Annotated in this window: 10 protein-coding genes; 5 read left to right on the top strand and 5 right to left on the bottom strand. The window is 61.7% G+C overall.

The annotated features are described in order from the left end of the window. Window positions 1-140: 140 nt before the first annotated feature. The 5 genes from ACA049_RS14215 to ACA049_RS14195 all read right to left on the bottom strand — a co-directional run bounded on the left by ACA049_RS14215 (window position 141) and on the right by ACA049_RS14195 (window position 6,367). Entirely contained in the window at window positions 141-1,268 is a 1,128-nt protein-coding gene (locus ACA049_RS14215; protein ID WP_109631727.1) for an acyl-CoA dehydrogenase, read from the bottom strand. 159 nt (window positions 1,269-1,427) lie between these two features. Next, window positions 1,428-2,621 (bottom strand): acetyl-CoA C-acyltransferase, encoded by a 1,194-nt coding sequence (locus ACA049_RS14210; protein ID WP_497336396.1) that lies wholly within the window; start codon window positions 2,619-2,621, stop codon window positions 1,428-1,430. An 11-nt stretch (window positions 2,622-2,632) separates the two neighbouring features. Continuing rightward, window positions 2,633-3,394: an SDR family NAD(P)-dependent oxidoreductase gene (locus tag ACA049_RS14205; RefSeq protein ID WP_497336394.1), complete on the bottom strand. Its 762-nt coding sequence runs from the start codon at window positions 3,392-3,394 to the stop codon at window positions 2,633-2,635. Window positions 3,395-3,409: 15 nt separating this feature from the next. After that, the gene (locus ACA049_RS14200; protein WP_497336392.1) at window positions 3,410-5,074 is read right to left on the bottom strand and encodes an AMP-binding protein; all 1,665 of its coding nucleotides are present in this window, start codon (window positions 5,072-5,074) and stop codon (window positions 3,410-3,412) included. A gap of 276 nt (window positions 5,075-5,350) precedes the next feature. After that, entirely contained in the window at window positions 5,351-6,367 is a 1,017-nt protein-coding gene (locus tag ACA049_RS14195) for an AraC family transcriptional regulator (RefSeq protein WP_497336390.1), read from the bottom strand. Window positions 6,368-6,643: 276 nt separating this feature from the next. Here ACA049_RS14195 and efeU point away from each other — a divergent pair, with 276 nt between their 5' ends. The 5 genes from efeU (at window position 6,644) to ACA049_RS14170 (ending at window position 12,212) form a co-directional block, all read left to right on the top strand. After that, entirely contained in the window at window positions 6,644-7,483 is an 840-nt protein-coding gene (gene efeU, locus ACA049_RS14190) for an iron uptake transporter permease EfeU (protein WP_497336388.1), read from the top strand. Window positions 7,484-7,491: 8 nt separating this feature from the next. Continuing rightward, window positions 7,492-8,691, top strand: coding sequence for an iron uptake system protein EfeO (gene efeO / locus ACA049_RS14185; protein ID WP_497336386.1), 1,200 nt, complete (start codon window positions 7,492-7,494; stop codon window positions 8,689-8,691). Window positions 8,692-8,708: 17 nt separating this feature from the next. Beyond that, window positions 8,709-10,007, top strand: a complete 1,299-nt coding sequence (gene efeB, locus ACA049_RS14180; RefSeq protein WP_497336384.1) for an iron uptake transporter deferrochelatase/peroxidase subunit — start codon at window positions 8,709-8,711, stop codon at window positions 10,005-10,007. A 24-nt stretch (window positions 10,008-10,031) separates the two neighbouring features. Continuing rightward, entirely contained in the window at window positions 10,032-10,856 is an 825-nt protein-coding gene (efeO, locus tag ACA049_RS14175; RefSeq protein ID WP_497336382.1) for an iron uptake system protein EfeO, read from the top strand. A 186-nt stretch (window positions 10,857-11,042) separates the two neighbouring features. Further along, window positions 11,043-12,212, top strand: a complete 1,170-nt coding sequence (locus ACA049_RS14170) for an MFS transporter (RefSeq protein ID WP_497336380.1) — start codon at window positions 11,043-11,045, stop codon at window positions 12,210-12,212.

The raw sequence follows: 12,212 nt of genomic DNA, 5'->3' as shown, positions 1-12,212 counted from the left end.
CTAAGTACTTTGTAAGCATCGATCCCCTGTAGGAGCTGTCGAGTGAAACGAGGCTGCGATCTTTTGATCTTGATCTTTTTAAAAGCAAGATCAAAAGATCGCAGCCTCGTTTCACTCGACAGCTCCTACAGGGGTTCACTTTAAAGATTGCGCGAAATAACCATGCGCTGAATATCGCTGGTGCCTTCGTAGATCTGGCACACCCGCACGTCGCGGTAGATCCGCTCCAGCGGGAAGTCGTTCAGGTAACCGTAACCGCCGAGGGTTTGCAACGCTGAGGAGCAGACCTTCTCGGCCATTTCCGAGGCGAACAGTTTGGCCATGGACGCTTCGACCAGGGCCGGTTTGCCGCTGTCCCGCAGGGCCGCTGCGTAATGCACCATCTGCCGCGCCACGGCAATCTGAGTGGCCATGTCTGCCAGGCGGAACGCGACCGCTTGGTGTTCGATGATCGGCTTGCCGAAGCTCTCACGCTCACGGGCGTAGTCGCGGGCTGCTTCAAACGCAGCGCGGGCCATGCCCACCGATTGCGAAGCAATGCCGACGCGGCCGCCTTCGAGGTTGGCCAGGGCGATCCGGTAACCTTCGCCTTCCTCGCCCAACCGGTTGGCCACCGGCACTTTGACGTCCTCGAACAGGATCTGACAGGTGTCTGAGGCGTGCTGACCGAGCTTGTCTTCGACCCGCGCGACTTTGTAGCCCGGCGAATCAGTCGGCACGATCAGCGCCGTGATGCCGCGCTTGCCAGCACTCGGGTCGGTCACGGCAAACACAATCACCACCCCGGCGTTCTGCCCGGAGGTGATGAACTGCTTGCAGCCGTTGAGTACGTAGTGATCGCCTTCCAGACGCGCGCGGGTTTTCAGTCCGCTGGCGTCGGAACCGGCTTGCGGTTCGGTCAGGGCGAAAGCGCCGAGCATTGCACCGCTGGCCAAAGGCTTGAGGAAGCGTTCTTTCTGGTCGTCGTTGCCGTACTTGAGGATCGGCACGCAACCCACTGAGTTGTGCACGCTCATGATGGTCGAGCAGGCGCCGTCACCGGCGGCGATTTCTTCCAGGGCCATGGCGTAGGCCAGGTAGCCGGTGTCGCAACCACCCCACTCCTCTGGCACCAGCATGCCGAAGAAACCCAGCTCGGCCATCTCGCCGATGGCTTCCTTGGGGAAGCGATGCTCGCGGTCCCACTCGGCGGCGAACGGTTTCAGCCGTTCCTGGGCGAATTGCCGGGCGGCGTCGCTGATCTGAAGTTGTTCGTCATTGGGAATCATGCCAAATCCTTAAAAATACAATGGCCTCTGCAGGAGCTGTGTAGGAGCTGTCGAGTGAAACGAGGCTGCGATCTTTTGATCTTGATCTTTTAAAAGCAAGATCAAAAGATCGCAGCCTCGTTTCACTCGAGAGCTCCTACATTGCTCCTCATGCAGGCCTTAGTAGAGGCATTCCACGGCCATGGCCGTGGCTTCGCCGCCGCCGATGCAGATGGCTGCAACGCCGCGTTTCAGGCCTTTCTGGCGCAGGGCCGAGAGCAAGGTCACGAGAATCCGCGCGCCAGAGGCACCAATCGGGTGGCCCAAGGCGCAAGCGCCACCGTGCACGTTGATCTTCTCGTGAGGGATTTCCAGTTTGGTCATGGTCACGAGGCTGACGACGGCGAACGCTTCGTTGACTTCGAACAACTCGACGTCGTCCACGGACCAGCCGGTTTTCTTCAGCAGTTTCTTAATTGCACCCACCGGCGCCACCGGGAACAGGCCCGGGGTATCGGCAAACGCAGCGTGACCGTGAATCACCGCGAGCGGCTTCAAGCCTTGTTTTTCAGCCTCGGAACGGCGCATCAGCACCAATGCCGCCGCACCGTCGGAAATCGAGCTGGAGTTGGCCGCCGTCACCGTGCCGCCCTCGCGGAACGCTGGTTTCAGCGAAGTGATCTTGTCCAGTTTGGCTTTGGGCGGCTGTTCGTCGTTGCTGATCAGCACCTGCTCTTTGCCAACAGTCACAGTGATCGGCACGATCTCGTCCTTGAAGTTGCCATCCTTGATCGCCTGCTGTGCGCGGGTGGTCGAGGCGATGGCAAACGCGTCCTGGGCTTCGCGGCTGAAACCGTTGGTTTCGGCGCAATCCTCGGCAAAGGTGCCCATCAGGCGGCCCTTGTCGTAGGCGTCTTCCAGGCCGTCGAGGAACATGGAATCGAGTACGCGGCCATGGCCCATACGGTAACCGCTGCGGGCGCGGTCCAGCAGGTACGGCGCGTTGGACATGCTTTCCATGCCGCCCGCGACGACCACGTCGGCGCTGCCGGCGACCAGCATGTCGTGGGCCAGAATCGCCGCTTCCATGCCCGAGCCGCACATCTTGTTCAGGGTGGTGCAGCGAGTCGATTTATCCAGCCCAGCGCCCAACGCGGCCTGGCGCGCCGGGGCCTGGCCGAGGCCGGCGGGCAGTACGCAGCCAAACAGCACTTCTTCGACCGATTCAGGGGCGATACCGGCGCGTTCAACCGCTGCACGAATCGCCGCAGCGCCGAGTTGCGGTGCAGTCAGGCTTTTCAGTTCGCCCTGGAAACCGCCCATCGGGGTGCGGACGGCGCTGACGATAACGATGGGATCGTTGGCAATAGTCATGACAGATCTCCTTATTTGGCGGCCATGCGCAAGGCACCGTCGAGACGGATCACCTCGCCATTGAGCATGCTGTTTTCAATGATATGCCTGACCAGCGCGGCATACTCGCCCGGTTTTCCCAAACGTGGCGGGAACGGCACGCCAGCGGCAAGAGAATCGCGGACTTCCTGGGTCATGCCGGCCATCATCGGCGTTTCGAAGATGCCGGGCGCGATGGTCATCACGCGGATGCCGAAACGCGCCAGTTCACGGGCAGCGGGCAAGGTCAGGCTGACGATGGCACCTTTCGATGCGGCATAGGCCGCCTGGCCGATCTGGCCATCGTAGGCGGCCGCCGAGGCGGTGTTGATGATTACGCCGCGCTCGCCGTCGGCATCCGCTTCGGTTTCGGCGATGGCCGCCGACGCCAGACGCAGCATGTTGAAGCTACCGATCAGGTTGACGTTGATCACCTGGCTGAAACTGGCCAGCGCATGCGGGCCGTTTTTGCCGAGGATCTTCTCGCCCCGCACGATGCCGGCACAATTGACCAGACCGTTGAGGCCACCAAAGGCTTTCACCGTCGCTTGCACGGCGGCTTCGGCGGCCGCTTCGTCGCTGATGTCGGCGACCACGCTTTGCGCGCCGAGACGTTCAGCCTGGGCCGCAACAGCCTCGGCATTCATGTCAACCAGCATCACTTTGGCGCCGGCCGCGACCAGCATTTCAGCGGTGGCCGCACCGAGGCCCGACGCACCGCCGGTGACGAGAAAAACCTTGTTTTCGATCTGCATCATTGTTTCCTTGATTCAAGCTGAAACGTTCTTCGCGGCGGCCTCTTGAGCCTTGGCGATTTCCTGGTTGCGCAAGATAAAGCGCTGCAATTTGCCGCTTGGGGTTTTCGGCAGTTCGCTGACAAATTCGATTTCACGCGGGTACGAATGCGCCGCCAGACGCTTGCGCACGTGTTGACGCAGCTCTTCGGCCAGTTCTGGCGTCGCGCGGTATTGCTCACAAATCACCACGAAGGCTTTCACCAGTTCGGTGCGTTCCGGATCGGGCTTGCCGACCACGGCAGCTTCGATCACGGCCGGGTGTTCGATCAACGCACTTTCCACGTCGAACGGGCCGACGCGGTAGCCGGAAGTGGTAATCACATCGTCGCTACGCCCGACGAAGCTGATGCTGCCGTCCGGGTTCCACTCGACGGTGTCGCCGCTCAGGTAATAGTTGCCGACGAAGGCTTTGGTTGGCGCGCCTTCGTAACCGGCGAACCAACACATCGGCGACTGGGTGCGGTCGATGGCGAGGATGCCGGGCTGGCCGACGCCGAGTTCCTTGTACTCATCGTCGAGCACTACGATGCGGTGGCCCGGCGAGGCAAAACCGGCGGCGCCCATGTGGATCGGGTGTTCCAGGCCGTGGTGATTGCACAGGACCATGCCCAGTTCGGTCTGGCCGTAATGGTCGTGAATGACCACGCCGAGGTTGTCGGCGAACCAGCGGATCACTTCCGGGTTCAGCGGCTCACCGGCGCTGCTGACGATGCGCAACTTGCCTTTGATCGATTTGGCGAATTCGTCGCCACCGGCAATCAGCAAGCGGTAGGCCGTCGGCGAACCAGTGAGGTTAGTGATGCCGTATTTGTTGATGACCCGGCAGGTACTTTCTAGGGTGAACGGGCCGTCGTAAAAGGTGATCGGATGCCCCATCGCCATCGGCCCGGTGACGCCGAAATAGATGCCGTACGCCCAGCCCGGATCGGCCACGTTCCAGAACGCGTCTTCGGGGCGCAGGTCCACGGCGTCACGGGTGTAGCTTTCGAAGGCAACGATGGCCTTGAGCGGCACCGACAGCGCTTTCGACGGGCCGGTGGTGCCCGAGGTGAACATCAGCAGGAATGGGTCTTCGCCGGTCAGCAACACCGGTTCACACTCGGCGGAATAATTGGCCAGCTCGGCCCAGAAGCTGTAATCGCCACGGACGATGCCTTGGCCTTTCGCACCGCCGACGGTGACGATAGTCGGGCAGTCGGCGACTTCAGCGAGTTTGGGGCGGTTGACCGCGTCGGTCACCACGACTTTGGCGCCGGAGCTGCTCAAGCGGTGTTCGATGGCTTTCGGGCCGAAGGCGGTGAACAGCGGCTGGTAGACCGCACCGATACGCCAGGTGGCGAAGACGGTGATCAGCAATTCGATGTTTCGCGGCAGCAGGCCGGCGACTTTGTCGCCTTTCTTCACGCCTTGGGCCAAGAGGAAATTGGCAAAACGCGCGGCCTTGTCCTGCAGGTCGCTGAAGGTGTACGTCGCACTGGTGCCGTCGCGGCCTTCCCAGAACAGCGCAATGCGCCCCGGCAAGGCATGCCGGTCGCAACACTCGACGCAGGCGTTGAGGGCAGTCAAATCACCGGTAAGAGCGGCGTCGACGGTGTGCTGATAATTGAACTGTGACGTGGCAGACAAGTAATCGCGCATTGCCAGAATCCCTCTGTATTTTTATTAGGTTGGGGGAACCGTAAAAACCACAGAAATACTCGCCCTGTGCGGGGATCGGGGCAATGGTCAAAGCTATCAAGTTGTCTGACTGGTTTGGCCAAGGTTCAAGGGGTGTGGTGCCCGGACTGGCGCCTTCGCGGGCAAGCCTCGCTCCTACAGGGTGGTGTGTCGTTCGCAATAATTACAAACCACAAAAATCCTGTAGGAGCGAGGCTTGCCCGCGAAGAGGCCGGCCCTATCAACACAATCCTCGGATCAGTGGGCTTCGTTGAGGATCAAACTCCGGTAATGCCCAGGATTAGACCCCGACCACTTGCGAAACGCCTTGTAGAACGAACTCGCATCCGCAAACCCCAACCGGGTGGCAATTTCAGCAAAGCTGATGTGCGGCTCGGCCAGCCACACAATCGCCAACTCCTTGCGCACGCTGTCCTTGAGCCCCTGGTAGGTCTGCCCTTCTTCCGCCAGCCGACGGCGCAAGGTCGAGGCCGACATGCACAGTTGCTGCGCCAGCGGTTCGGTCTCCGGCCATTGCTCGGCGGGCAACTGCCGCAAATCATGCTTGATCCGGCTCGCCAGGCTTTCCGGGTCGCGGTACTTGACCAGAATATTCGCCGGCGCATGGGCCAGGAACCGCTTGAGTTCCTCCGGGCTGCGCTTGATCGGCAGGTCCAGGCAATCGGCCGAGAAAATCATCCGCGTACGCGGTCGGTCGAATCGCAGGTTTTCGGAGAACATCACCTGATAGTCAGCGCAGAAATCCGGCTCTGGACAGCGCAGTTCGATGGCCAGAATCGGAATGCGCCGCCCGGCCAGCCAGCAGGCGACGCCATGCACGATCATCCAGTAAGTGAAATAGGTGAAGGCGCGGCGCGGCGCCTGGTCGTCTTCCAGCAACACGATCTCCGCCAGGCTTTGCTGATGAACCAGCTGCGCGGGCATGCGATCGAGCATCAGCGACAGGAAGCTCAGGCCAGAGGTGAGGCCGGCCGCCAGGCTCGGCTGGATCATCGAGCTGCGACAGAGAAACTCAAGGCTGCCGGATTTGAGCTTGCGCGGGTCCATGCCAAAAAACTCGTCATCCCCGCGTCGGGCCAGCAAACGCCATAGCCGCGCGTACGCCGTGGCCGGGACTCGGGCGTCGGTGGTGTGCAGCAGCGCCGGATCGATGCCGACCTTGTTCAACACCTCGTCGGTGGCGGCTCCGGGGGCGCAACTTTGCAACAGGGCTTCGCGCACCAGTTGAATGGCGATGGTGTCTTTTTCCGACATTGAGCGAGGTGGGCCTTGTTCTTGTTTGAGTGCCGGCATATTAGCGCACGGCGACCCAATCCTGTAGGAGCGAGGCTTGCCCGCGAAGCAGGCGACTCGGTCTTGCCCTGAAACCGCGTAATCGTTCTTCGCGGGCAAGCCTCGCTCCTACAAGGGGGTGGTGTGATCTTTAGAGTTGTTCAGGCTAGGTTCAGGTAAATGTCAATGAATGCCATTTGGGAATGAGTGTCATTATGTTACAAATTAGCACCCTATCTAATCCCGAGACGGTGCTGAATGCTTGTTCCTTTTCTGATCATGCTGCGCGAAGGCATTGAAGCCGCGCTGATCGTTGGCATCATCGCCAGCTACCTCAAGCAGACCGGCCGTGGCCAGTGGATGCCCGCCGTGTGGATCGGCGTGTTCCTCGCCGTTGCGCTGGCGCTGTTGGTGGGCGGCGGCCTGGAACTGGTCAGCGCCGAATTCCCGCAGAAACAACAGGAACTGTTTGAAGGCGTGGTCGGGCTGGTGGCCGTCGGCATTCTCAGCTCGATGGTGTTCTGGATGCGCAAAGTGGCGCGTTCAATCAAGCATTCGCTGCACGTCTCCCTCGATCACGCGCTGACCGGTTCCAGACACCAGGTGACCGCGTTGATCGCCATGGTGTTTTTCGCCGTCGCACGGGAAGGCCTGGAAACGGTGTTCTTCCTGCTCGCCGTGTTCCAACAGAGCGAAGGCCCGGCGGCTCCGATTGGCGCCCTCCTCGGCCTGATTCTGGCGATCATCGTCGGCTTCCTCATCTACACCGGCAGCATGCGCTTGAACCTCGGCGCGTTCTTCCGCTGGACCGGGCTTTTCATCCTGGTGGTGGCGGCCGGCATTCTCGCCAACTCGGTGCAGGCGCTGCACGAGGCCGGGGTGTGGAATCACCTGCAAACCGTGCTCTTCGATTTCAGTGCGACGCTGCCGATGGACGGCCCGGTGGGTTCGGTGCTCGCCGGCATGTTCGGTTACCAGGATGCGCCGACGGTCAGCACCCTCGGGGCCTATCTGATTTACCTGGTGGTGGCGTTGGTGATGTTCTTTCTCCCTGCGCCCGCACTCGCCAAGCAACCTTCTTCCGTTTCCAGCCAGTAAGGGCACCCATGCCAAATCAAGCCCCTCCCCAGGCCTCGCCTCCTCGCGCCTTGCGCTGGGCGGTGGCCGGTTCGGTGATCGTGATGATCGCTGCCGGCGGCCTGTTCTACTACGCCTCGAAAATGGCTGCCGCCAAGCGCCAGACCCACCACGATGAAGTGGTGGTGACCATTCACTCGCACAGCTGCGAGCCAAATGCGCTGACCGTTCCGGCGGGCCGCGCCAGTTTCCGCATCGTCAATCGCTCGGATCGGGCGGTGGAATGGGAAATCCTCGACGGCGTGTTGGTGGTCGAAGAACGGGAAAACATCGCGCCGGGCCTAAGCCAGGTGATCAACGCCAACCTGCTGCCCGGCGACTACGCGATCACCTGCGGATTGCTGAGCAACCCGCGCGGCACTTTGCACGTGACCCCGACCGCCGCTTCCGACGCGGCGGCCAAGGCCAAACCGTCGATGGTCGCGTTCGTGGGGCCTTTGTCGGAATTCCGTGTGTACCTGAGCAGCCAGGGCAGCGCGCTGATCAAAGCCGTCGCCGCCCTTGAGCAAGCCATCGCCGCCGGTGACCTGAGCCAGGCACAAGCGCTGTATGTGCCCGCTCGCGCAGCCTATCAACGGATCGCTCCAGCCGCCCAGCGTCTGGCGGAACTGGACAATGCGATCAACGCCCGCGCCGATTACTTCGAGAAACGTGAGCAGGACCCGGCCTTCAGCGGTTTCCACCGGATCGAATACGCACTGTTCCAGCAACGCAACCTCGACGGTCTGGCACCGATTGCCCAGCGCCTGAGCAGCGACGTCACCACACTGAAACAACAACTGCTCGCCCAGTCACTGCCACCGGAGCAACTGGTGAGCATTGTCGTGCGCAATCTCCACAGCCTCGCCGATGTGCGCGCCAGCAGCGGTGAAGAAGAACGCTACAGCCACACCGACCTGAACGGCTTTGCCGCCAACCTCTTTGCTGCGCGCAAAGTCGTCGACCTGTTGCGTCCGTTGCTGACCAAGTCCGCCGCTGAGCTGCTGCCGAAGATCGACAACGCGATCACTGCCCTCGACGCCGAACTCGACGGTTTGAAGGTCAAGGACGGCTACGCCAGCTACGACACGGTCACCGCCGAGCAGCGTAAGCAGATCGCCGACAAGGCCAAGGCACTGGCCGACGCACTCGACGCCATCGATCCCGCCCTCGGCCTTTCCGGCCTTTAAGCAGAAGACTCAAACCGATGAACGATTCAGAACACTTCAACCTCCAGCGTCGCCGGGTATTGATGGGCATGGGCGCCGCCGGTGTCGCGCTGGCAGGCTCGGCACTGAGTTGCCCGGCGATGGCCGCGAGCCCCGCGCAAGTCACCGAAGCGCCGAGCAGCGACAAGACCGAAGACCGCCACGCGTTCCACGGCAAGCACCAGACCGGCATCGTCACTCCGCGTCCGGCGTCCGGCATGCTGGTGTCGTTTGATGTGCTGGCCAGTGATCGCGAGGACCTGGCGCGGCTGTTCCGCACGCTGAACGCGCGCATCGCCTTCCTGATGCAGGGCGGCCCGGTAGCTCAAGTCGATCCGAAACTGCCGCCGGTGGATTCGGGCATCCTTGGCCCGGTGGTCACGCCGGACAACCTGACCATCACCGTGTCAGTGGGCGAGTCGCTGTTCGACGAGCGCTTCGGCCTGGCCGCTGCCAAGCCAAAACGGCTGATACGCATGGTCGGTTTTCCCAACGATGCGCTGGAAGCCGATTGCTGCCACGGCGACCTGAGTCTGCAGTTCTGCGCCAACACCACCGACACCAACATCCACGCCCTGCGCGATATCGTGAAAAACCTACCGGACCTGCTGCTGGTGCGCTGGAAACAGGAAGGCAGCGTGCCGCCACAGGCTCCGGCGAAACCCGGTGTGCCGGCGCAGAGCGCGCGCAATTTCCTCGGTTTTCGCGACGGCTCGGCGAACCCGGATTCTAACGACGCCAAGGCCATGGACAGCATCGTCTGGGTGCAACCGGGCAGCGACGAACCGGCGTGGGCGGCCAATGGCAGCTATCAGGCGGTGCGGATCATCCGCAACTTCGTCGAGCGCTGGGACCGCACGCCCTTGCAGGAACAGGAAAGCATCCTCGGCCGCATCAAAAGCACCGGCGCGCCCATGGGCGGCGCCCATGAAACCCAGGTCCCGGACTATGCCAAGGACCCGGAGGGCAAGCTGACCAAACTCGACGCGCACATTCGCCTGGCCAACCCGCGCACCGCCGCGACCCAGGCCAACCTGATCCTGCGCCGGCCGTTCAACTACTCCAATGGCGTGAACAAGAACGGCCAGCTCGACATGGGCTTGCTGTTCATCTGCTACCAGGCCGATCTGGACAAAGGCTTTATCACCGTGCAGACCCGACTCAACGGCGAGCCGTTGGAGGAATACCTCAAGCCGGTCGGCGGCGGTTACTTCTTCACCCTGCCGGGTGTGACGGGCGACAAGGACTTCATCGGTCGCTCGCTGCTTGACGCTACCTCACCAAAAACAACCACCTGATCGTCCCCCACACGGAACCGTCCCATGAAAAAGTCGCCACTCGCGCTATTGCTGACCCTTGGCTTGCTCAATACCCCGTTTTCGGCTTTCGCGGCGACGGCGCCGTTGGAGCTGGTGCAGCCGATTTCCGACTACAAGATCTACGTCACCGAGCAACTGGATGAGCTGGCCAGCCACACGCAGCAGTTCACTGATGCAGTGAAAAAAGGTGATCTGGCCACCGCCAAGAAACTCTACGCACCGACCCGGGTTTACTACGAGTCGATCGAACCGATTGCCGAGCTGTTCAGTGACCTCGATGCGTCCATCGACTCACGCGTCGATGACCATGAAAAAGGCGTGAAAGCCGAAGACTTCACCGGTTTCCACCGCATCGAGTATTCGCTGTTCTCGGAAAACAGCACCAAGGGTCTCGATGCACTGGCCGACGGCTTGAACAAAGACGTCAAAGACCTGCAAACCCGCGTCGCCGGCCTGACCTTCCCACCGGAGAAAGTGGTGGGCGGTGCTGCTGCGTTGCTGGAAGAAGTGGCGGCCACCAAGATCTCCGGTGAAGAAGATCGCTACAGCCACACCGACCTGTATGACTTCCAGGGCAACATTGACGGCGCGAAGAAAATCGTCGACCTGTTCCGTCCGCAGATTGAAAAGCAGGACGCGGCGTTTATTGCCAAGGTCGACAAGAACTTCGCCAGCGTGAACAAGATTCTGGCCAAGTACAAAACCAGGGATGGTGGGTTTGAGACGTATGACAAGGTGAAAGAGAACGACCGCAAGGCGTTGGTTGGGCCGGTGAATACGTTGGCTGAGGATCTTTCTACATTGCGTGGGAAGCTGGGTTTGAACTGAGAATTTTGTAGCGTTTTGGCGGGCCCCTTCGCGGGCAAGCCTCGCTCCTACAGGGGAATGCGATCAACTGTAGGAGCGAGGCTTGCCCGCGAAGGCATTATCACGCTCACCAATATTCCTCCTGCCTTGCACATAACCCGCGCTAACATCCCCCGCCAATAACAAAAGCTCACGGAAGACTCGCCCATGACCACCCCTGCCTTCGACCTGCGCCCGCTCATGGTCGCCAACATGGCCTGTTCCATGTCGATGATGGCGTTCGTCTCCCTGATCGGGCCGATCGCCCGGGTGTTGGGCCTGGCCACCTGGCAGGCGGGCGCGGCGGTCACCGTGTCCGGGGTGATCTGGATGTTGCTCGCCCGCCCTTGGGGCCAGGCCAGTGATCGCTATGGCCGGCGACGTATTCTGCTGATCGCCACGGCCGGTTTCACCCTCGCCTACTGGGCCTTGTGCCTGTTCATCGACGCCTCGTTACGGTTTCTGCCGTCAGCACTGCTGGGGTTTATCGGCTTGATGATCGGACGCGGCCTGATCGGCGTGTTCTATGCTGCGATTCCGGTCGGTGGCAACGCGCTGATCGCCGACAACATCGAGCCGCAACACCGCGCCAAAGCGATGGCGGCCCTGGGCGCGGCCAACGCCTGCGGCCTGGTGATCGGCCCGGCGATTGCGGCGTTGTTATCGCGCTTCAGCCTGAGCCTGCCGTTCTATGCCATGGCGATTCTGCCGTTGCTGGCGTTTGTGGTGCTGCGCTACAAGCTTAAAGGTCAGGAACTGCACCTGCGGCAAGCACCGCGCAAGGTTCATCTGAACGATCCGCGACTGCGCCGGCCAATGGCTGTCGCGTTTGTGGCGATGCTCTGTGTGTCGATTGCGCAAATCACCGTCGGCTTCTTCGCCCTCGACCGACTCGGCATGAGCCCGGCCGATGCCGCGCAAACCGCTGGCATCGCCTTGACCATGGTCGGTTTCGCGCTGATCTGTTCGCAACTGGTGGTGCGGCGGCTCGAATGGCCGCCGCTTCGGCTGATTCGCGCGGGTGCACTGGTGGCGGCCGTGGGCTTCGCCGGTAGCATTCTGGCGGATGCCGCGTGGGGTTTGTGGCTGTGCTTTTTCGTGTCGGCGGGCGGGATGGGACTGATCTTTCCGTCGTTCGCGGCACTGGCGGCCAACGCGGTCGACGCCTCGGAACAAGGCGCCACCGCCGGCTCAATCGGTGCCGCGCAGGGCTTTGGCGTGGTCATCGGACCGCTGGCGGCGACGTTGATCTACGACATCGAACCGCGCCTGCCCTATCTGGTCGCCGCTGCGCTGTTGCTGCTGGTGGCGCTGTGGCCGCAGCCTCGGCAGCACTGA

The organism is Pseudomonas sp. LBUM1662 (assembly GCF_059695915.1).
Note: the sequence above shows the minus strand (reverse complement) of the source record. Positions and strands in the feature narration are given on the sequence as shown.